Source organism: Stenotrophomonas sp. 01N47, from assembly GCF_056399165.1.
Map to the genome: position 1 here is coordinate 554,937 of NZ_JBFTQU010000001.1, position 19,444 is coordinate 574,380.

Below are 19,444 nucleotides of genomic sequence, written 5' to 3' on the forward strand. Positions count from 1 at the left end.
GTCAGTCACGATTCAGACGTGACATCTGTTCGTGACGTGCGCAGCCCTCTTCGCCGGGACTGTCGCAGAAAGCAACAGGCCCACATGTCGCCATGTGGGCCTGTCACTCGGTTCCGCAGCCCGGGGGCCTCAGCGCGGGCCGAGTACCGCCTGCAGATCATTGCCCTGCGGAAGGCCGGCACGTCGCTGCACCTGGCCCTGTGCATCCTGGAACAGGATGCCCGGCGTGCCCTGGAAGCCCATCTCCACCATCAGCACCTGGTTGGCATCCAGCTTGGCCGCGATCTCCCGGCTGATGCTGGGCAGCGGCTTGATGCCACCACGATCGAACTGATGCTCGTTCTCCAGCAGTGCGGCACTGGGATCGCGTGCGGCCATGATCGCCGCCGCCTTGGCCGGACTGTCCTCACGGATCACGCCGACCATGATGTGGCGCAACTGCACCTTTCCTGCGTCGACCCAGGGCCGTGCCGCCTCCCAGAATTTGTGGCAATAAGGACAGTTGGCATCACTGAAGGTGTACACCACGCGCGGCGCTTCGGCCCTGCCATCGCGTACCCAGGCACTGGTCTCCAGCTTGCTCCACATCTTGGCCGACATCGGCGCGGCAACCAGCTTCTCCAGCGTCTCGGCTGCAACTTCGTTGCCCTCGGCGTCGAACAGGCTGCCCACCAGCACATGCTTGCCATCGGCGGTCACGTAAGCCGCCGCCGGCTGCTGGCCGCCAACCATGCCGGCAAAGCCGCGCAGGCCGCCCGGCGCGTCGAACTCGGAGACCACCTCGAAGCCATGCTTCTCGATGCCCTTCAGGACAGCCGGCAACTCACCCTTCCTGGCGGCTGCCGTTGCCGAAGCCGTTGCCGGTGCAGCGGCACCCTTGCCCGGTGGGGTCTGTGCCTGGCTGCAGGCAGCCAGCGCCAGCATGGCCGGCAGCATCAGCGTATGCGCGATGCGCGGGGAAATCGACAACATGGAAACTCCGTAGTGGGATGCCAGCGCAGGCTACCGTAGCCGGCGCAGTTTGTGTTCAAGACCGGCCTGGGTCAGTTCGCCGAGATGCAGTTCCCGCAACCGCCCCTGCGCATCGAAGAAGAGCGTGGAAGGAAAAGCCCGGACGTCCAGCGTGGTCGACGCAGCCGATGACTCATCCAGCAGGACGTTGCCCAGCGCGATGTGTTCAGCGGCAAGAAAGGTCTGGACCTCCACAAGAGTCTCGCCCTGGTTGAGGAAGACGAACTGGATATCGGCATGTTTCTGTTGCGCCGTCGCAAGCACCGGCATCTCCCGGCGGCACGGGCCACACCAGCTGGCCCACAGATTCAGCACCAGCGGCTTGCCATGAAACTGCTTCAGGTCAATCGCCCTGCCCTGCAGGTCGACCACCTGCAATGTGGGCAGCGGCATCTGCTGTGCCTGCCAGTACGCGAGCCCCTGGCTTGCGCCGCCCCACAACAGCAATCCAGCCAGGGCACCTGCCAGCACCGGCGCCCTCAACGGGCGCTGCCCGCGCAGCCGCCACAGCGCCCAGGCAAATCCAGTGCCAACGACGACGGGCAGGTGGTACCCGCCATCGGCAATCTGCAGCACGCTCCAGGGAGCTTCACGGTAGAGGCTGAAATGCGCTGCGACAAAGGACAGTCGGCCACACAGCAGACCCACCAGCAACATGTCCAGCACCATTCCAGCCACGGGCGGCCGAACCTGCCCTGGCTCACCACGCGACCAGATCCGCGCAATGGCCATTGCCAGAAACAGGAAGATCAGGATCAACACCACCGGCATCGGCACCGGCCCAATACTCGACATCAATTCACCCGCTCTCGCCTGCAGAGACCTGCATGGTCAAATCGTCGTGCCCGCGATGCAAGCACGACGCATCCAACATCGTTCATCAAGCGGCGTTGCGCCCCAGTTGCGTGCCCGGTGAGGCGCTCAACCCACGCAGGCTGCCGGCCACGGCAGACGTCAGCGGTCGATCGCGGCGTTTGCTGCTGACGTGGCGACGATAGTTGGCGGGCGTCATGCCGACGATGCGCAGGAACAGCCGGCGGAATGCGCTCTGATCAGCGTAGCCCACCCCCCAGGCAACTTCGTCGATGCTGGCGCCCTGCTGGAGCAACGTCTGCGCCTTGGCCACGCGCAGTCGCTGGCAGTACTCGATGGGCCGCAGCCCGGTCGCCTTCAGGAAACGGCGTTGCAGGGTGCGCGGTTCCAGGCCGGCGATCTCACAGATTGCCCCCAGCGTCGCCCCACGTGCAGCCGTGGTATGCAGCCAGCGCTGCGCCTTCAGCACGTCACGGTCACCATGGGCGAAGTTGGCACTGAATCGCTCGAGATCCTGCTGGATCCCCACTGGCACCACTATCCCCAACTGCTGTGCCACCGCGCTGGCCACGCCCTGGCCGTGCAGCCGGTACAGCAGGCGCAGACCGAGGAAGCGCCAGGCCTGGGCCCCGCCCACGGTGAGCAGATCGCCATCATCGACGAGTGCCCGCTCACTGGGTGCCCAGCTGCCGACCTGCACCTGCAGCGCCGGATGACGGTTGAGGTCAGGGCCGGATACCGTGCGCCCGGTCAGCAGACCGGCCCGCGCCAGCACACTCACCCCGTCACCTGCGGCGGCCAGCAGGCTGCCGCCGTCGTAGTGGGCCCGCAACCAATCCAGCAGGACATCCTCGGCGCGCAGCGACGCACCGGAACTGACCTGGCCCGGCAAGGCGATCACTGCGGGAATTGCCGCGTCCAGCATTTCGGCACCGGCAATGCGATGCACGCCGGTATTGCTGGCAGGCACAATCCAGCGGGTGACCAGCACCCGCTTGCAGGGCCGTCGTTGCTGCTGCGCCAGACGATTGGCGACGTGCGCCATTTCGGCAAGCACCGATGCAGCCGACGGGTCGCCTCCGGGGTATTCAACCACCGCAACCTCGACGAATCCTTCGTTGCTGATTCCCTCCACTCCCCACCTCCTCTTCCGGTTCAGGCCGTCGAGCGGCCGGTTCAGGTTGAGGGTAGGAACTGCTTTGCCCCGGGGGCTATGAAGAAAGTTGCAAAGTGTGCTGAATGGGCGACGCAGGCAAAGCCTTGACTCTTGACCAGAGTCCAGGGATGACTATGCACGGCAGGTCCAGAGGAGTCCGCCGTGAACATTGGTCAGTTGGCACGCCAAGCCGGCGTCCCCATCGACACCGTCCGCTACTACGAACGTCAGCAGCTTCTGCCCACCGCGGCACGTACGGCAGGTGGCTATCGCATCTTCGGCGAGCAGGATCTACGACGCCTGCGCTTCATCCGCCGGGCAAAGACTCTGGGCTTCAGCCTGGAGGAGATCGGTGAACTGCTTTCCCTCAGCGATCATCCTCCGCAGGACATGGGCAGCGTGCGTGACACCGCGCGGATTCGACTGCAGGACATCGAACTGCGGATGGCCGAACTGCAGCGCATGCATGGCGCCCTCTCGCAACTGGTCGATGCCTGCCCCGGACATGGCGCGCTCGACCAGTGCCCGATCCTGGCAGCGCTCACCGGGGAAGACCGCTGAACCCTTCGCTTGTGCATCGACACATGTGCCGCCCGGCAGGCGGAAAACGCAGCTGCGCCATCGCGCGCGTTACGTGAAGAAAAGTGCAACAAAGCGCTTGCCAACCCCCGGGGGCACAGCTATTATTTCGCTCCTCAGCGACGTGGGGCCATAGCTCAGCTGGGAGAGCGCCTGCATGGCATGCAGGAGGTCAGCGGTTCGATCCCGCTTGGCTCCACCATACTTTCGGCATTAGGCCGTCGAAAGGTCGCAAAGAACATTGATGAGATCTGCGTCCCCATCGTCTAGAGGCCTAGGACATCACCCTTTCACGGTGGCGACCGGGGTTCGAATCCCCGTGGGGACGCCACTCATCATGAACAACGAGGACCCGGCCGATAACCGGGTCTTTTTTGTTCACCGCCCACCGGCATTCAGGTTGTGGCGTCGGAACGCTCCTGCCCTTGTGGCAATGAACGATTCGATGAAAAAGCTTCAAAAAAAGCTTCCACAAATGTGAACAGGCAGGTATGATAGGCGGCTCGGTAACACGGGGCCATAGCTCAGCTGGGAGAGCGCCTGCATGGCATGCAGGAGGTCAGCGGTTCGATCCCGCTTGGCTCCACCACTTTCGACATTAGGCCGTCGAGAGTTCTACAACTTGAAGTTTTTCGTGCGTCCCCATCGTCTAGAGGCCTAGGACATCACCCTTTCACGGTGGCGACCGGGGTTCGAATCCCCGTGGGGACGCCAGTTTCAAAGAGGACCCTGCTCCCAGCAGGAATCCTGGTTTCATGGGGCCATAGCTCAGCTGGGAGAGCGCCTGCATGGCATGCAGGAGGTCAGCGGTTCGATCCCGCTTGGCTCCACCACTTTCGGCATTAGGCCGTCGAAAGTTCTACAACTCAAAGTTTTTCGTGCGTCCCCATCGTCTAGAGGCCTAGGACATCACCCTTTCACGGTGGCGACCGGGGTTCGAATCCCCGTGGGGACGCCAATCTTTGAAACCCCGGCTTCGGCCGGGGTTTTTCTTTGCCTGCGATTCCCTGGTGACCGCGTTTCAGAACCGGCGATACATGCCGATCGAGGCTGGCGCGGTCGCCGCAAAGCCAAACTGCGCATACAGCCGATGTGCCTCGCCATCGGCCAACAGACTCACATACGCCGACGGCGGCAGGTTGCCCTGCATCCAGTCGCTCAGACGCTGCATCACCGCCTTGCCCAGACCCTGCCCCTGCAGGCGCGGCAGCACGGCGATATCGCAGACCTGCAGGTGGCAACCACCATCGCCGATGATCCGGCCCATCGCTACCAGCTCGCTGCCCTGGTAGGCACAGACACCGAAAACGGTATTGGGCAATGCCCGCGTCGCCGCCTCATGGGTCCTTGCACTGAGCCCGGCCAGCGCACGCAGCTGGCAGTAGTCCTCAACCGTCGGCACCGCCTCGCGGAACTGGATCGTCTCTGGATCATTCATGCAACGTCTCCTGGAAGGTCGAGCTATCCTGCCGCATCCACGTCGCAGCCGCTGCGACCCATCTTCCGGCAGAGTCCCATGTGCTATTCCGCCCTGATCCGCGCCGACTACGCCAAACTGGTGCGCGAGTTCGGCGCCGTCCTCTCCCTGGAGGAGTTCGCCGAACTCTATGCGCATGATCCCGGCAAGAAACGACCGAAAACGCCGAAAGCGATGGACGACGGATTTGCCGGTGCGCGCACCGAACTGGGCCGCGACATCGTGGCGAAGATCCGGCAATGGCATGCACAGGAGCGGCAGCAGCTGCAGGCTGAGCTGGAGCGGCAGCTTGAGCGTCGCGACATCGCCAATGCGACCCTGGCCACCCGACCCACGCAGAAGGCGCGCAATGACCTGCGCGTTGCCGGCAACCGCATCGACCGCGCGCAGGCACGTCTGGACGACCTGCATCGGGAACAGCTGCTGCCACGCGACAACCGTATTTTTCCCGGCACCTACGCGCCGGTGATGGTCAGCGAGAATGGCCGGCGCGTGATCAAGCCGATGCGCTATCAATGCCGGCTTCCGGACAAGCCCGCGCGCAACGATGTCCTCTATCCCGGCACCTACAATGCGCGGCGGGACAGCCTGGAAGGCTATTGGCGCGGAGCCTTCGGGCTGCGCCACGGCGTGGTGGTGGTACAGGCCTTCTACGAGCACGTTCCTCGCCACGCCATTGCCGGCCGCACCCTGCACAACGACGAGAAGGAACAGGACGTGGTGCTGGAGTTCCGCCCTGATCCGCCGCGCGACTTGTTGCTGGCCTGCCTGTGGGCGGAATGGGAGGGCCCGGACGGACGCCTGCTGTCGTTCGCCACCATCACCGATGGACCGTCAATCGATGTTGCCGCTGCCGGCCATGACCGGGGTGTACTCCCGATCCGCGCCGAGCATCTGGACGCCTGGCTCAACCCGGACCCGGACAACCTGGCGGCGCAGTACGCCATCCTCGACGACCGCGAGGAGATCCGTTATGTCTACGAAGAAGCCGCCTGAGCGGTCGGATCAGGCGTTTGCGCTGGAGCGCCCCACTGCGCGGACCAATGCCTTGGACAGTTCCGCCGACAGATAGGGCTTGATCAACAGCACACCCGATCGCATCGCGACCGGCAGTTGTTCGGCGGTCATGCCGGTGGCGAGAACGAACGGCACCCCGCGCGCGGCCAGCGCCGCAGCGACCGGTTCACTGGTCTCGTTGTGGGCCAACCGGTAATCCAGCAGGGCCACGTCAGGGCTGGCCTCTTCCAGCAGGCGCAGTGCCTCGGCAACGGACGCGGCAAGACCAACGACCAGAGCACCGGAATGCACCAGCTGCATCTGCAGCAGCGCCGCACTCATCTCGTCGTTCTCCACTACCAGCACCCGCAGGTCCTGCAACGCTGACATAAGCTATCGCTCCGTGCCTGTTAAGCCTTGCCAGTATAGCCAGCAGTCGGCCGATACCGACAGTTGAATGCCATTTCGACTCCGTTCGTCCGCACCTCTATGAACGCCCGCCCGGCTCGGGTACACTAGCCCGCTGCTGCCGGTGTGGCGGAATGGTATACGCAGCTGACTCAAAATCAGCCGGGGGTGACCCCATGAAGGTTCGAGTCCTTTCACCGGCACCACGATCAAAGGCCAGGTCTACGACCTGGCCTTTGTCGTTTCCGGCCTTGCCCTGCCCGACCAACGCCGTCGACACTGGAGCGATGGCATCGCACTCCGCTCCCTCCCTTCCCCCAGCGTTCCAGGCTCACCTGCGCGAACTGGTCCTTCCAGACGCGGTCGCCTGGTCGAACTACCTGTCGCTGCCGGGCGTGATCGAGCACACCAGCTGGGGCGATGTCTCTGCAGAGGCTCTGCAGCGGCAGATCGTCGATCATGCGCGCAACACACGATGCCGCCGCTGGGCGATCCTCGACAGTGTCGATCAGTTGCTGGGCACTGTCGGCCTCAACGACATCGACATCGAGCACCACCGGGCTGAACTGGCCTACGACCTGTCCCCAGCCCATCAGGGACGCGGGCTGGCGACCGGGGCGGCGCGCGCGGTCATTGCCTGGGCGCATACCGCACTGGGTTGCGTGCGCGTCCAGGCCACGGTGCTCGACAGCAATCTGCGATCGATTGCCGTGCTCGAACGCGCAGGCATGCAACGCGAGGGATTGCTGCGTTCCTATCGCCATGTCCGCGGGCAACCGCGCGACTTCTGGATGTATGCGCACACTCCCCCGCAGTTGCATGGCGGCCAGGGCGAAAGCCGCGCCGCCCCATAGGCCGGCGCGGTTCTACGCGCTACACCACCCGCAGCGCCGGCGCATGCACGCCATGGCCATGTCCTGCACCGGCCCCCGCGTGCACACGGAACCCTGCCACCGTCTGCAACAGCTGAGAGGACTGCTCCTCCATGCTGCGCGCGGCCGCTGAGGCCTCTTCCACCAGCGCCGCATTCTGCTGCGTGCCCTGGTCGATCAGATCCACCGCGTGGTTCATCTGCTGGATGTCGTCGCTCTGCTGTTGCGCAGCGGCACTGATCTCGGTCATCAGGTCACTGACCCGACGCACGTCGACCACGATCTCGTCCATGGTCCGCCCTGCGCTCTCGACCTGCGCCGTTCCGGCGCCGACGTTGGCAACCGACGCATCGATCAGCTGCTTGATTTCCTTTGCCGCACCCGCCGAGCGATGCGAGAGCTCGCGGATCTCGGTGGCAACCACGGCGAAACCACGACCATGCTCACCGGCACGCGCCGCTTCCACCGCCGCGTTCAATGCCAGGATGTTGGTCTGGAAGGCAATGCCATCGATCACACCAATGATGTCGACGATACGACGCGAGGACGCGTTGATCAGCTCCATCGTCGAGACCACTTCATGTACCACCTGGCCACCCCGTGCGGCCACATCGGCGGCGCCGCCGGCCAGTTGGCTGGCCTGGCGCGCGTTGGTCGCGGTGCGCTGCACGGTCTCGGCCAGCCCCTTCATCGACACGGCGGTTTCTTCCAGCGACGCCGCCTGCTGCTCGGTGCGCTGGGACAGGTCATTGTTGCCTTCGGCGATCTCGCTCGCACCGACCGCAATGGTGTCTGCGGCGAACTTGATCTGACCGATGATGGCCGCCATCGCTTCGACCAGCGCGTTGACGCCGCCACAGAGTTCGGCGATCGGGCCGCTCTTGTCAGCCATGGCAATGCTTCGGGTCAGGTCGCCCTCCTTTGCCGACGCCACCACCTCGCGTGTCTGCGCCACGGCGCGCTGCATGGCCTGGCTGTCATGCACCTGTGCGGTGATGTCGGTGGCGTATTTGACGACCTTGAACGGTCGCCCGCCGGCGTCGAGAATCGGGTTGTACGACGCCTGGATCCACACTTCACGGCCACCTTTGCCCAGCCGACGGTACTGGCCTGCGTCGTACTCGCCGGAGCCGAGCTTCTCCCAGAAGCGCCGATACTCGACACTGGCCCGGTAGTCGGGCTCGACGAACAGCGAATGATGCTGGCCACGCACCTCTTCCAGCGTATAGCCGGTGGCGGCCAGGAAGTTCGCATTGGCCGCCAGGATGCGGCCATCCATGCTGAACTCGATCACCGCCTGCGATTTGTCGATGGCCGCCAGTTGCCCCGCCGACTCGGCCGCCTGCTGCTTCTGCACCGTGATATCGGTCGCGAACTTGACCACCTTGTATGGCCGCCCGTGCTGGTCAAGCACCGGGTTGTAGGACGCCTGGATCCAGATCTCGCGCCCACCCTTGCCGAAGCGCCGGTACTGCCCTGCATCGAATTCACCGCGACCCAGTCGCGCCCAGAAGTCGCGGTATCCACTACTGCGCGCGTCCTCGGAATCGACGAACAGGGAATGATGCCTGCCCTGGATCTCATCCAGGCGATATCCCACTGCCTGCAGGAAGTTGTCATTGGCCTGCAGGATCGTGCCGTCGAGGGCGAACTCGATGACCGCCTGCACCCGGTGCAGTGCGGCCACCTGGGCCTCAAGCTCGACGTGCCGCCGATGCTGATCGGCCACCTCCGTGGCGCGGCGCTGCCTGCCCAACACCCCCCGCAGCGCGCGCAGGGGAGACCAACGGGTGAGCACTTCGGCCGGCGCCTGAGCACCTTCCATGGAGCCTGAAATAAGCATCGTCTGATCCTCGGTGTCCGGGTAGCGGTTGCGACCCGCCGGGCGGGATGCCCGGCGGCAACTTCGATTGCCTGGGACTGCAGACGCCGGAAGGCGTCACTCGAGCGACTGGCAGAAACAGTAAGGCAGCTGCGATCGTCATCAAACAGCGGCAAAGCACACGGCACGGGCCGCCCATCGGAGGCAGCCTCGGGTCCGGCAGCGGGAGCCAGCAGCGGGCTCCAGAGAAGGTATCGGCGGGGCGGCCAACTACTTTAGGGGGCCAGCCCCTGGTCGGCAGCGCGCCGCAGAATCCAGCGCAGCAGCATCGTTGCCAGCACGCCCGGCAGGTAGCCCAGACTGCCGCAGACGACCAGCAGGGAGGGTTCCACCAGTGGCCCGCCGCCACCTAGGAACCAGTTGCGGGTGGAAAGGATGTACAACGCGAACGGCACCAGCAGCAACGGTGCCAGCCGCAACAGCTGCCACCGCCATCTGCCCGGCCCGATCCAGCCGGCCAGTGCACCCAGCACGGCACCTGCGGCTACGATGGTGGCGATTTCATCCATGACGCGCTTCCGGAAGTCTTCCAGCCACCATTCTGGACCAGCGCCGACGGAAAGGGGATGCGGCAAGCACGCATAAGGTTGCAATGACCATCGGGACATCCCTTGCCTGCGCACTGCCGGCAGCATGCGCCCACTGACTGGATCTTTCCTGGGAGGCAGCATGCTTCGACGCTTGAGCGCCATCATCATCCTCAGCCTGTGCAGTGCCGGCGCATTGGCCAGTGACGCGGGGTTCCGGCCCAGCTTCCATCCTGACCAGCTGAAGGGGCCACCCGCCGGTCGCCACAACGAAGTACTGGTGCTTGGGACAGCACATCTGTCGGAACTGCCAAAGACCTTCGAGCCGGCCCTGCTGGAGCCCTTGCTGCAGCGCCTGGCACGTTGGCGCCCGGAGGCGATTGCCACCGAAAACCTGTCCGGCCTGCAGTGCGACTTCATGCGTCGCAATCCCGGCCGCTATGCCGAAAGCGTTGAAACCTACTGCTTCGACACCGACGCGGCCCGCGTCGCCACCGGCCTCGACGTGCCCGACGCCAACGTCGAGATGGGACGCCTGCTGTCGGCGTGGCCGGCAAGCCCCACAGCAGCGCAGCGTCGGCATCTGGCCGCGGTGTTCCTGGCCGCTGGCGAGCGCGGATCGGCGCAGGTGCAATGGCTGCGCCTGCCTGTGCAGGAGCGCGTCGCCGGCGACGGGCTGGATGCTGCGCTGGTCGAGATTCTCGACAAGAGCCTGACCCGCCGCAATGAAACCAACCTGGTGGCGGCAGTCCTCGCTGCCCGCCTGGGCCTGGAACGCCTGTGGGCAGTGGACGACCACACCGCCGATTCGCCAACCGCGCCCAAGGACGAGAAGGCAGCACGCGAAGCGATCATGTCGGCCTGGGACAATCCACATGCAAACGCACGGCGGGACGCCGACGAACCGCTGTATGCAAATGTCGGCAAGGTCGGAGGCGTGCTGGAGCTGTACCGTGCCTACAATCGCCCCGGCGTCGGCTTGCAGGCCTACCAGGCGGACTTCGGAGCCGCGCTGGTCGAACCCTCTCCCCAGGGCTTTGGTCGCAACTATGTGGGCTACTGGGAAACCCGCAACCTGCGCATGGTCGCCAACATCCGCGAAGTGCTGGGCCAGCGGCCGGGAACGCGCCTGCTGGCCATCGTTGGCGCTTCGCACAAAGGCTACTACGAGGCCTACCTCAACATGATGCACGACGTGCATCTGGTGGATGCCGAAGAGGTGCTGCGCTGAGGCCCGCACCTGATCAACGCAGCAGATCCGCTACCCACGTTGCTGCGCATCGCGACGCCCGGCGCGCCAGATCATCACGCTGGCAGCGACGATGCAGCCCAGCGTGACCAGCAGCATCAGCGCCACGCCCCACTGGACTACGGGGACCAGCATCCGGGCCTGCTGGTCGTTGCGCAGCTGCTCCAGCCGGAGCCAGCCGGAAAGAGCCAGGGACCAGCCGACAATGGCCGGCGCATAGGCACGGACTGCACTCAGGTTCCAGGACGTCATGTTGTTTTCCTGCAAAGGTGGGGCGTTGGCGCAGTATTCGCCGCGCCCCTCTCACAGGTTGAGATCAGCCGTCGCTGAGGTCGCCGCCGTCCGCCGGCGAGCCCCCGGGCAGTTCGCCGATTTCGCCCTGCACCTGCACATTGTTGCGGCCCATCGCCTTGGCCCGGTAGCACTGGGCATCGGCGGCGGCGACGGCCTGGTCCACGCTCATGCCGGCAGCAAGCGGTGCGATGCCGATGCTGGCGCCGATCCGCAGCTGGTGCTGGTCCCACGGAATGGACAGGTTGGCCAGGGTATGCAGCAGCTCGCCGCCGATGCGCGCCGCTCGCCGCGGGCTGCACCCGGACAGGATCACCGCGAATTCGTCACCGCCCAGGCGCGCCACCACATCCGAGTCGCGTACACCATGGCGCAATACGCTGGCCACAGCCCACAACACGGCGTCGCCGGCCAGATGACCAAAGGTATCGTTGACCGGCTTGAACCGGTCCAGATCGATGTACATCAGTGACGCCGCCTGCCCGGTCCGCTCGACCCGTGTGATCGCCTGCTGCAGATGTACTTCGAAGCCGCGGCGATTACCCAGTTCGGTCAGCGGGTCCATCTCCGCCAGGTGCCGTGCCTCGCGCTCGCGTGCACGCTGCTGGGTGTCATCGCGCAGGACCCACACTGCACCACGCACCTGGCCCTCGTCGTCGCGAAGCCAGGCCCGGGTGAGGTCAACCGGCACCACGGCGGTGCCCATCTGCAGCAGCAGATCGGCATGCAGATCCACGGCGTTGCTTTCCGGGTCCAACAGCACGCTGACGTCGAGCTGCGATTGCGGTGCGTACTCGGTGGTCAAGGACAGCACGTCCTGCACGAGATGCCCGGCCAGCGACAGCGCTCCATCGCCGGCAAGCATTCGCACGGCGGCCGCATTGGCATATTCGATGTGGCCATCCAGGGCCACGCTGAGTACCAGGTCGGCAACCGCATCCAGGGTGATGCGGCTGCGCTGCTCGCTTTCGAACAGGCGCTGCTCGCTGCTGCGCTGGGCGCTGACATCCTGGATCTGCGACACGAAATGCAACGGTTCACCGCGCTCATTGCGTACCAGCGATACCGACAGCCGTGCCCAGATGGTGTTGCCCTCACGGCCCAGGTAACGCTTTTCAAGGTGATAGTGCGTGCGTCGCCCCGCCAGCAGGTCCTGCACCAGGGCCAGGTCGGTCTGCAGATCGGCCGGATGGGTCAACCGCTGGAAATCGACCTGCAGCAGTTCCTCCCGCGTGTAGCCGAGAATGCGGCACAGCGCATCGTTGACATCCAGCCAGCGCCCTTCCAGCGACACCAGCGCCATGCCCAGTGCCGCCGACGTAAACGCACCGGCGAATTTTTCCGCCGCAAGACGAGCCTCGGCGCGCGCCTGCAGGATCTCGGTGATGTCGATGGCCATGCCGACATAGCCGATGCGCTCGCCATGGGCGCCATCCATGCGGCTGATTGACAGGCGTACCTGGCGACGCTGACCGTCCTTGCGCAGCAGTGTCCACTGCCGCGAATACGTCTGGCCGTCGGCACGTGCACTGAGTGCCTCGAACACACCTGGAACCTGTCCATCGGCGGTCGCCAGCGGTCGCAGCCACGCCTGCAGTTCAACCGGGTCGTGGAAGGCATCCAGGCGGCGCGCACCCACTACTTCAGCGGCGGTGTAGCCGAGCAGACGCTGCGCGCCGGTATTGAAAATGGTGATGATGCCATCGGTGTCGGTCGCGATCACCGCGACTTCGTCGGAAGCATCCACCATCGCCTGCAGGCGCTGCCGCATTTCGGCCGCGTCCTGGCGCGCCTGCTGCAGTTCGGTGACGTCGGCATGGGCGCCGGCCATCCACAGTGGCCTGCCCTGCCCGTCCCATTCGAATACCCGTCCGCGATCGTGGATCCAGATCCATTGGCCATTCCTGTGGCGCATCCGCAACAGGCAGACATAATGGTCGGTGCGGCCATCGAAGTGGTCCTGCAGGGCCGCATCGGACAGCGCCAGATCATCCGGATGGACCAGCGCGATGAAGGTCTTCTGGCAGATCGGTTCAAGTTCGTCCAACCGGTAGCCGACGATCTCGGCCCACCGTTCGTTGACCCGCATCTGTCCGCTCTGGACGTTCCATTCCCAGGTGCCAGCCGCAGTGCCCTCGATGATCATCGCCAGGCGACGGCGCTCTTCGGCCAGTTCCTGCAGCCGGCGCTCCAGCAGTGCGTTGCCGCTGTTGCCCTGATCGGCCATCAGCCGCCTCCCCTGCCGACGCAGCTGCCCGCAGGCCGTGGCGAGCCACAGCGGTCACGGAACAGCGCGGATGGTGCTGACGGCATGGACTCCCCAGCGACAGCAGGGGCCCAAGCGCCCCTTCCGGCGCAAGTGTGCGCATTGCCGGGGAACATCGACAAGTCCCCCGCCCGGATCGCGCCAGGAGGGGGACGGCGGACTCAGCTGCGCTTGGCCCGGGCGAACGCCTCGGCCAGGGCATTGTTGGCTGGCGGCGCGGCCTGTGCCGGGCGTCCGCCATTGCCCGGGTTGCGCCCCTGGCCACGTCCCTGCCCGGGGTTGGCGGCGTCGCGGCGCGGCGCCTGCCCCTGGCTGCGTTCGTCACGGCTGCCCGGGCGGCTGGTGGCCTGGCCAGGCGTGTCCTCCAGACGACGGGTCAGGGCGATGCGCTTGCGCGGCACGTCCACCTCCAGCACCTTCACCTTGACGATGTCGCCGGCCTTGACCACGTCACGCGGATCCTTCACGTAGGTATCAGACAGCGCCGAGATATGGATCAGGCCGTCCTGGTGCACGCCGATATCGACGAACGCACCGAACGCGGCCACGTTGCTGACCACGCCTTCCAGCACCATGCCCTCGCGCAGGTCCTTGATGTCCTCGACGCCATCGGCGAAACGGGCCGCCTTGAATTCCGGGCGCGGATCACGGCCCGGCTTTTCCAGTTCCTTGAGGATGTCGCGCACCGTCGGCACACCGAATGTCTCGTCGGTGAACTGCTCGGCCTTCAAGCCGCGCAGGAAACTGCCGTCGCCGATCAGCGCCTTGATCGGGCGCGCGGTGCTGGCCACGATGCGCTCGACCACTGGATAGGCTTCCGGGTGCACCGACGATGCATCCAGCGGCTCATCGCCATCGGCGATACGCAGGAAACCTGCGCATTGCTCGAACGTCTTCTCGCCCAAGCGCGACACCTTCAGCAGGTCCTTGCGACGCTTGAACGGACCGTTGTCATCGCGATGGCGCACGATGTTCTCGGCTACCGTCGACGACAGACCCGAAACGCGCGACAGCAGTGCAGCCGACGCCGTGTTGACGTACACGCCAACGGCATTCACGCAGTCCTCCACGCGCGCATCCAGCGCACGCGCCAGGCGGTACTGATCCACGTCGTGCTGGTACTGCCCCACGCCGATCGCCTTCGGCTCGATCTTCACCAGTTCGGCAAGCGGATCCTGCAGGCGGCGCGCGATCGATACCGCACCACGGATCGACACGTCCAGGTCCGGGAATTCCTTGGCCGCCGTTTCCGACGCCGAATACACCGAAGCCCCGGCTTCACTGACCACGATCTTCTGCGGCGCGTTGTCACCCAGCGCCTTGATGGCTTCACCGGCCAGCTTGTCGGTCTCGCGGCTGGCGGTGCCGTTGCCGATCGCGATCAGCTGCACGTTGTGCTTGGCACACAGCTGCTTGATCGTCTGCAGCGACTGCTCCCACTGCCGGCGGGGCTCGTGCGGATAGATGGTGTCGGTGGCGACCAGCTTGCCGGTAGCGTCTACCACGGCGATCTTGCAGCCGGTGCGGATGCCCGGGTCCAGGCCCAGCACGCTTTTCGGGCCGGCCGGTGCGGCCAGCAGCAGGTCCTTGAGGTTGTCACCGAACACCGCGATGGCTTCGGCCTCGGCTTTCTCACGGGCCTGGTTGAACAGGTCCAGCAGCAGGTGCATGTGCAGCTTGGCCCGCCAGGTCAGGCGGCAGGCGTCCAGCAGCCAGCGATCAGCGGGGCGTCCCGCATCGCGGATACCGGCGTTGTGCGCCACGCGCCCTTCGGCGTACTGATGTCCGGCCTCGGCATCCTTGCCTGGGTCCAGCTCCAGGAACAGGATCTCCTCGCGGCGCGCACGGAACAACGCCAGCAACCGGTGCGAGGGAATCTTCGCCAACGACTCGGCGTGCTCGAAATAATCGCGGTACTTGGCGCCCTCGGTTTCCTTGCCCTCGGCAACGCGGGCACGGATCACGCCCTGCTCGCTCAACCAGCTGCGCAGCTCGCCAACCAGCGTGGCGTCCTCGCCCCAGCGCTCCATCAGGATCGCGCGGGCCCCTTCCAGCGCGGCCTTGGTGTCGGCTACGCCCTTGTCGGCATCCACGAACGTGGCGGCAAAGACCTGCGGGTCCTGTGTCGGGTCGCCCAACAGGCCGTCGGCCAACGGCTCCAGTCCTGCTTCGCGGGCGATCTGCGCGCGGGTGCGACGCTTGGGCTTGTACGGCAGGTACAGATCTTCCAACCGGCTCTTGGTGTCGGCGGCGAGGATCTCGTTGCGCAGCTCATCGCTGAGCTTGCCCTGCTCGCCGATGCTGGCCAGCACCGCCGCACGGCGGTCTTCCAGTTCACGCAGGTAGGTCAGGCGGGTTTCCAGGTTGCGCAGCTGGGTGTCGTCCAGGCCGCCGGTGACTTCCTTGCGGTAGCGGGCGATGAACGGAACGCTGGCGCCTTCATCGAGCAGGCCGACGGCGGCGCTGACCTGTGCGGTCTGGGCACCGATTTCATCGGCGATGGTCTGGGCGATCTGCTGGGCGAGCTGGCGCTGGGCGTGCTTGGCGTCGTGCATTGTTTCCGGCCTGGGCCGCATTGCGGGAAAGGCCCATTCTTGCAATGCGCGGGCGGCAGGGACAAGGCGTTGACAGAGCGGCGGTTCAGGCGGTGGGTCCGGATTGGACGCCGGCATCTTGGCAAAAGGGGCTAGGACTGGCCCCGGGGCTGGGATGCCGGCGCGGACGCGCGATGGTGGGGCGCGTCCTGCCGCGTACTGCGAAGGTCAGCGGTAGTGGCGGGCGGCACGCTGCATGACGATGTCGTCACGCAGGCTCTCCAGCGCCATCAGGCGGACCTTGCCGACACCCTGCAGTTCCATGAACCGCTCCGTGTAGAACTCCGGCCCCAGCGCGGTATCGGCGCGGGATTTGCTGAAGCCGTAGGGCACCACGCCCTTCTCGCCATCCTTGCTACCACCGACATAAAGAACGATTGCCATGTGATGTCTTCCTCCAAATTGCTACTGCGTACTGCACACGATGAGCGGTACTTGTTGGCTCATCGGGATAGAGCTTACCGCGACCAAGCTGACTGGAACGTCACGAAGACTAATGACGATCGGTTGCATGCAGATGACTGCGGGATAGCAGCAGAATGCTTACGGATCTTTAACTTCCGGCTAACGAATACGGGGGTTTCAGCCAACGGCGCAGCCCCTCGTGGGTGGGGTTGCTTGGTCGCGGAATGCAAAAGCCAGATTACTGGGGCTGGCCGGGTGGGTAGGCATTGCGGGGACGCCGTAAACCCATCCCTGGGGGCTTGGCCGCGGCATCCATGCCGCGGACACCCCGCAATGCCTACCCACCCGGCCGCTGACAAGTTCCTGGTGCCTGCCGCCACCCACGGAAAAGAAAAAGAAGATCAAAAGCAAAAGCGGCCTGGTTGGCCGCTTTCTGTAGAGCCGAGCCCACGCTCGGCTCTGCACGAGCAAGCGCAGCGCGCGACCCGCTTCTGCTGTTCTTTTTCTTCTCCGTGGCTGGACGCACCCGGAAACTGTCAGGGGTCGGGCAGGTGGGTTGCGCAGGGGCGTGAGCCGCATGGGCCCGAGGCATGCCTCGGGCGGGTTGGGCAGGACGCCCAACCCCGGTCTTGCCGTGTGCGCAGGACAGCGCACACGAGCAAGCGGCGACCGAGCTTACAGGGACGTACTTGCAGCGGCCCCTGCGCAACCCACCTGCCCGGCCCAATCACATGAATCGCTCTACGCGACCACCCACGAGGGGCTGCGCCGTTGGCTGGAAACTACGGCCACCAGCCGTGCCCGAACCGCGCGTAATGATCTGCCGCACGCTCGAACGGATTACGCGCGCTGACACCACCACACAGCAGATACACCGGTAGGTACAGCGGCCCCAGCACCAGATACTGGTACACGTGCGCACGCTCATGGTCATCCAGCCGGATCAATGGCTCCACGCCCCATCCCGCCTGATGGGCGTAGGTACGGCAACACATGCCGAGGTCGTGGCCGGTGTGCAGGATCACGTTGCCCAGGGTGATCGCTCCGCCAGGGCCCCACGGCCAATGGTCGAAAACCACCGCGCAATCGCGACCGCTCCAGCGCATCTTCGCACCACCCAGCAACCCGGCCAGACCGCCAAGCAGGCCGATCAGGCTATTGGGCACGGTCCACAGCGCGCCCAGCAGCTGCAGCGCGCGCAGCCAGATCGGCCAGGGCCGGGACGCGGTGTTCAATCGGCCTCGTTGGGGATCAGCAGCCACAGCAGCAGGTAGATCAGGATGCCGGGGAAGGCGGCCGACGCCAGCGAGACCACCACGTACAGCACCCGTACCAGGGTCGGGTTCCAGCCGAAACGATGGGCGATGCCGCCCATCACCCCGGCAATCATGCGGTCGTTCAGCGAGCGCGACAGGGTGCGCGGCACAGCGTTCATGGCGAGGTCTCCCGGCTGACTGGCTGCTGCCACTGTAGCGCCTGCCGTGTCTACGGCGTGCGTTGGCGCAAGGCCTGCAGGCGCGCGCCGAACCACGCCGCGGAGGTCTGTTCGGGCTGGCCGGGGCAGCGGATCCGGTACGCCTTGCCACTCATGCTGCTCTGGCTCGCGGCACGCTCGATGAACTGCTCGGCGGTGTCGACCATGTCTTTCTTCAGCAGGTAGTCATACTTGCGCTGAAGGTGCGAACGCGCATCGGCGGGACCGTACCAGCTGCCATTGCGCTGGAACTGGCACTGGGAGCCGTCCAGGCTTCCGATCAACTGCGCGATCTCGCGGCGCGCATCGGCGCTCGGCGCAGCACTGGCGACGCCGGGCGCAAGGGCCAGAGCAAGCGCGAGCAGAGGGGAATGTTTCATGGCGTGCGTTCCTTCAGCCAGTTGTCGATGGTCGCTGGCACTTCGCGCTGTGCGCGGCCGGAGACGTAGATGCCGATATGCCCACCGCGGAAACTGGATTCGGTGTAGTCCTGCGTGCCCAGCCGGCCACGCATCGCGCGCGATGCATCCGGTGGCACCAGATGATCCTGTTCGGCGTAGATGTTCAGCACCGGCAGGGTCACCTGCGACAGATCCACCGCCTCTTCGCCGATGCGCACGGTGCCATTGACCAGGCCGTTGCCCTGGTAGAACTGCTTGATGAACTCACGGAAGGCTTCACCCGCCAGGTCCGGCGAGTCGAAGATCCACTTTTCCATGCGCAGGAAATCCTCCAGCGCCGCCTTGTCATCGAGGATGTCGAGCAGGCCCACGTACTTCTGCACGTTCAGGCGGAATGGCTTGAGCATCAGGTAGCTGGCATTCATCAGATCGGCCGGGATGTTGCCCAGCGTATCCACCAGCAGATCCACATCCACCTGCTGGGCCCAGTGCGACAACATGTTGTCGGCGGTCTGGAAGTCGACCGGGGTGACCATGGTGATCAGGTTGCCCAGCTTCTGCCGCCGCAGTGCGGCGTAGCACAGGGCGAACACGCCGCCCTGGCAGATGCCGAGCATGTCGACCGTTCCACCACTGCGCGCGCGCAGCGCATCCACCGCGCCATCGATGTAGCGCAGCAGATAGTCCTCAAGCGTCTGGTAGCGTTCGGAACGGTCCGGATAACCCCAGTCCAGCACATATACGTCCTGGCCCAAGGCCAGCAGCTTCTGCACCAGCGACCGATCGGCCTGCAGGTCCACCATGTACGGTCGGTTGACCAGTGCGTACACGATCAGCAGCGGTGTGCGGCGCACCGGCGCGTTCTCGCCGACGAAGCGATACAGCACAACTTTGCCATCGCGCCAGACTTCCTCGCGGGCGGTGGCGCCATAGTCGACATCCTCCACCTGCGGCAACAGCTTCAACCCTTCCATCAGCTTGCGCTGCATGGCCAGGGTCTCCTGCATCAGGTCATCGGCATTGAAGCCCAGCGGTCCTTTCAT

General features: G+C 65.3%; 19 protein-coding genes and 7 tRNA genes. 11 read left to right on the plus strand and 15 right to left on the minus strand.

What is annotated here, in order from left to right; all coding sequences use genetic code 11:
- Positions 1–129 precede the first annotated feature (129 nt).
- From dsbG to AC1DKR_RS02500, 3 genes are all read right to left on the minus strand, one after another.
- Positions 130–972: a thiol:disulfide interchange protein DsbG gene (dsbG, locus tag AC1DKR_RS02490; RefSeq protein ID WP_478030896.1), complete on the minus strand. Its 843-nt coding sequence runs from the start codon at positions 970–972 to the stop codon at positions 130–132.
- A 30-nt stretch (positions 973–1,002) separates the two neighbouring features.
- Positions 1,003–1,806: a redoxin family protein gene (locus tag AC1DKR_RS02495; RefSeq protein WP_478030898.1), complete on the minus strand. Its 804-nt coding sequence runs from the start codon at positions 1,804–1,806 to the stop codon at positions 1,003–1,005.
- An 85-nt stretch (positions 1,807–1,891) separates the two neighbouring features.
- On the minus strand, positions 1,892–2,959 hold the full coding sequence (locus AC1DKR_RS02500) for a GlxA family transcriptional regulator (RefSeq protein ID WP_478030900.1): 1,068 nt from the start codon (positions 2,957–2,959) through the stop codon (positions 1,892–1,894).
- 183 nt (positions 2,960–3,142) lie between these two features.
- On the opposite strand from AC1DKR_RS02500, the gene AC1DKR_RS02505 reads away from it, so the two are divergent.
- The 7 genes from AC1DKR_RS02505 (at position 3,143) to AC1DKR_RS02535 (ending at position 4,517) form a co-directional block, all read left to right on the plus strand.
- Positions 3,143–3,541, plus strand: coding sequence for a heavy metal-responsive transcriptional regulator (locus AC1DKR_RS02505; RefSeq protein ID WP_478030902.1), 399 nt, complete (start codon positions 3,143–3,145; stop codon positions 3,539–3,541).
- 144 nt (positions 3,542–3,685) lie between these two features.
- Positions 3,686–3,761: transfer RNA gene (locus AC1DKR_RS02510), tRNA-Ala, on the plus strand.
- A 53-nt stretch (positions 3,762–3,814) separates the two neighbouring features.
- Positions 3,815–3,890, plus strand: a tRNA-Glu gene (locus AC1DKR_RS02515).
- A gap of 182 nt (positions 3,891–4,072) precedes the next feature.
- Positions 4,073–4,148 (plus strand) — tRNA-Ala (locus AC1DKR_RS02520).
- 49 nt (positions 4,149–4,197) lie between these two features.
- Positions 4,198–4,273, plus strand: a tRNA-Glu gene (locus tag AC1DKR_RS02525).
- Between the two features lie 43 nt (positions 4,274–4,316).
- Positions 4,317–4,392, plus strand: a tRNA-Ala gene (locus AC1DKR_RS02530).
- 49 nt (positions 4,393–4,441) lie between these two features.
- Positions 4,442–4,517, plus strand: a tRNA-Glu gene (locus AC1DKR_RS02535).
- A 63-nt stretch (positions 4,518–4,580) separates the two neighbouring features.
- Here the strand turns inward: AC1DKR_RS02535 and AC1DKR_RS02540 are convergent.
- A complete protein-coding gene (locus AC1DKR_RS02540; RefSeq protein ID WP_478030904.1) occupies positions 4,581–4,997 on the minus strand; it encodes a GNAT family N-acetyltransferase in 417 nt (138 codons plus the stop codon).
- 78 nt (positions 4,998–5,075) lie between these two features.
- Between AC1DKR_RS02540 and AC1DKR_RS02545 the strand changes: the two genes are divergently transcribed.
- Positions 5,076–6,032, plus strand: a complete 957-nt coding sequence (locus AC1DKR_RS02545; protein WP_478030906.1) for an SOS response-associated peptidase family protein — start codon at positions 5,076–5,078, stop codon at positions 6,030–6,032.
- Between the two features lie 9 nt (positions 6,033–6,041).
- Here AC1DKR_RS02545 and AC1DKR_RS02550 read toward each other — a convergent pair whose 3' ends face one another.
- Positions 6,042–6,422, minus strand: a complete 381-nt coding sequence (locus tag AC1DKR_RS02550; protein WP_025879243.1) for a response regulator — start codon at positions 6,420–6,422, stop codon at positions 6,042–6,044.
- A 138-nt stretch (positions 6,423–6,560) separates the two neighbouring features.
- Between AC1DKR_RS02550 and AC1DKR_RS02555 the strand changes: the two genes are divergently transcribed.
- Both AC1DKR_RS02555 and AC1DKR_RS02560 read left to right on the plus strand, forming a co-directional pair.
- Positions 6,561–6,646 (plus strand) — tRNA-Leu (locus AC1DKR_RS02555).
- An 81-nt stretch (positions 6,647–6,727) separates the two neighbouring features.
- The gene (locus tag AC1DKR_RS02560; protein ID WP_478030909.1) at positions 6,728–7,294 is read left to right on the plus strand and encodes a GNAT family N-acetyltransferase; all 567 of its coding nucleotides are present in this window, start codon (positions 6,728–6,730) and stop codon (positions 7,292–7,294) included.
- Between the two features lie 19 nt (positions 7,295–7,313).
- Here AC1DKR_RS02560 and AC1DKR_RS02565 read toward each other — a convergent pair whose 3' ends face one another.
- Positions 7,314–9,155: a methyl-accepting chemotaxis protein gene (locus AC1DKR_RS02565; RefSeq protein WP_478030911.1), complete on the minus strand. Its 1,842-nt coding sequence runs from the start codon at positions 9,153–9,155 to the stop codon at positions 7,314–7,316.
- A 254-nt stretch (positions 9,156–9,409) separates the two neighbouring features.
- Complete coding sequence (locus tag AC1DKR_RS02570; RefSeq protein WP_312107448.1) at positions 9,410–9,703, minus strand: hypothetical protein; 294 nt, start codon at positions 9,701–9,703, stop codon at positions 9,410–9,412.
- Positions 9,704–9,863: 160 nt separating this feature from the next.
- Here AC1DKR_RS02570 and AC1DKR_RS02575 point away from each other — a divergent pair, with 160 nt between their 5' ends.
- The gene (locus AC1DKR_RS02575; protein ID WP_478030913.1) at positions 9,864–10,952 is read left to right on the plus strand and encodes a DUF5694 domain-containing protein; all 1,089 of its coding nucleotides are present in this window, start codon (positions 9,864–9,866) and stop codon (positions 10,950–10,952) included.
- A 30-nt stretch (positions 10,953–10,982) separates the two neighbouring features.
- On the opposite strand, the gene AC1DKR_RS02580 is transcribed toward AC1DKR_RS02575, so the two are convergent.
- The 8 genes from AC1DKR_RS02580 to AC1DKR_RS02615 all read right to left on the minus strand — a co-directional run bounded on the left by AC1DKR_RS02580 (position 10,983) and on the right by AC1DKR_RS02615 (position 19,444).
- On the minus strand, positions 10,983–11,222 hold the full coding sequence (locus AC1DKR_RS02580; protein WP_312107450.1) for a hypothetical protein: 240 nt from the start codon (positions 11,220–11,222) through the stop codon (positions 10,983–10,985).
- A 64-nt stretch (positions 11,223–11,286) separates the two neighbouring features.
- Positions 11,287–13,488: a PAS domain S-box protein gene (locus AC1DKR_RS02585; RefSeq protein WP_478030916.1), complete on the minus strand. Its 2,202-nt coding sequence runs from the start codon at positions 13,486–13,488 to the stop codon at positions 11,287–11,289.
- A gap of 200 nt (positions 13,489–13,688) precedes the next feature.
- Positions 13,689–16,082 (minus strand): Tex family protein, encoded by a 2,394-nt coding sequence (locus AC1DKR_RS02590; RefSeq protein ID WP_478030918.1) that lies wholly within the window; start codon positions 16,080–16,082, stop codon positions 13,689–13,691.
- A gap of 207 nt (positions 16,083–16,289) precedes the next feature.
- A complete protein-coding gene (locus AC1DKR_RS02595) occupies positions 16,290–16,505 on the minus strand; it encodes a hypothetical protein (protein ID WP_025879252.1) in 216 nt (71 codons plus the stop codon).
- A gap of 803 nt (positions 16,506–17,308) precedes the next feature.
- Entirely contained in the window at positions 17,309–17,761 is a 453-nt protein-coding gene (locus AC1DKR_RS02600; RefSeq protein WP_478030920.1) for a hypothetical protein, read from the minus strand.
- Complete coding sequence (locus tag AC1DKR_RS02605; protein ID WP_340569739.1) at positions 17,758–17,961, minus strand: PspC domain-containing protein; 204 nt, start codon at positions 17,959–17,961, stop codon at positions 17,758–17,760. Before AC1DKR_RS02605 ends, AC1DKR_RS02600 begins: the two co-directional genes overlap by 4 nt.
- Positions 17,962–18,011: 50 nt before the next feature.
- Positions 18,012–18,380: a YfeK family protein gene (locus tag AC1DKR_RS02610; protein WP_140227273.1), complete on the minus strand. Its 369-nt coding sequence runs from the start codon at positions 18,378–18,380 to the stop codon at positions 18,012–18,014.
- A complete protein-coding gene (locus tag AC1DKR_RS02615; protein WP_025879256.1) occupies positions 18,377–19,444 on the minus strand; it encodes a class III poly(R)-hydroxyalkanoic acid synthase subunit PhaC in 1,068 nt (355 codons plus the stop codon). Before AC1DKR_RS02615 ends, AC1DKR_RS02610 begins: the two co-directional genes overlap by 4 nt.

What these genes read in the sequence shown, in the direction of transcription:
- dsbG (WP_478030896.1), bottom strand. Translation starts at nt 972, where the DNA reads ATGTTGTCGATTTCCCCGCGCATCGCGCATACGCTGATGCTGCCGGCC.
- AC1DKR_RS02495 (WP_478030898.1), bottom strand. Translation starts at nt 1,806, where the DNA reads ATGTCGAGTATTGGGCCGGTGCCGATGCCGGTGGTGTTGATCCTGATC.
- AC1DKR_RS02540 (WP_478030904.1), bottom strand. Translation starts at nt 4,997, where the DNA reads ATGAATGATCCAGAGACGATCCAGTTCCGCGAGGCGGTGCCGACGGTT.
- AC1DKR_RS02545 (WP_478030906.1), top strand. Translation starts at nt 5,076, where the DNA reads ATGTGCTATTCCGCCCTGATCCGCGCCGACTACGCCAAACTGGTGCGC.
- AC1DKR_RS02550 (WP_025879243.1), bottom strand. Translation starts at nt 6,422, where the DNA reads ATGTCAGCGTTGCAGGACCTGCGGGTGCTGGTAGTGGAGAACGACGAG.
- AC1DKR_RS02560 (WP_478030909.1), top strand. Translation starts at nt 6,728, where the DNA reads ATGGCATCGCACTCCGCTCCCTCCCTTCCCCCAGCGTTCCAGGCTCAC.
- AC1DKR_RS02565 (WP_478030911.1), bottom strand. Translation starts at nt 9,155, where the DNA reads ATGCTTATTTCAGGCTCCATGGAAGGTGCTCAGGCGCCGGCCGAAGTG.
- AC1DKR_RS02570 (WP_312107448.1), bottom strand. Translation starts at nt 9,703, where the DNA reads ATGGATGAAATCGCCACCATCGTAGCCGCAGGTGCCGTGCTGGGTGCA.
- AC1DKR_RS02575 (WP_478030913.1), top strand. Translation starts at nt 9,864, where the DNA reads ATGCTTCGACGCTTGAGCGCCATCATCATCCTCAGCCTGTGCAGTGCC.
- AC1DKR_RS02580 (WP_312107450.1), bottom strand. Translation starts at nt 11,222, where the DNA reads ATGACGTCCTGGAACCTGAGTGCAGTCCGTGCCTATGCGCCGGCCATT.
- AC1DKR_RS02585 (WP_478030916.1), bottom strand. Translation starts at nt 13,488, where the DNA reads ATGGCCGATCAGGGCAACAGCGGCAACGCACTGCTGGAGCGCCGGCTG.
- AC1DKR_RS02590 (WP_478030918.1), bottom strand. Translation starts at nt 16,082, where the DNA reads ATGCACGACGCCAAGCACGCCCAGCGCCAGCTCGCCCAGCAGATCGCC.
- AC1DKR_RS02595 (WP_025879252.1), bottom strand. Translation starts at nt 16,505, where the DNA reads ATGGCAATCGTTCTTTATGTCGGTGGTAGCAAGGATGGCGAGAAGGGC.
- AC1DKR_RS02605 (WP_340569739.1), bottom strand. Translation starts at nt 17,961, where the DNA reads ATGAACGCTGTGCCGCGCACCCTGTCGCGCTCGCTGAACGACCGCATG.
- AC1DKR_RS02610 (WP_140227273.1), bottom strand. Translation starts at nt 18,380, where the DNA reads ATGAAACATTCCCCTCTGCTCGCGCTTGCTCTGGCCCTTGCGCCCGGC.
- AC1DKR_RS02615 (WP_025879256.1), bottom strand. Translation starts at nt 19,444, where the DNA reads ATGAAAGGACCGCTGGGCTTCAATGCCGATGACCTGATGCAGGAGACC.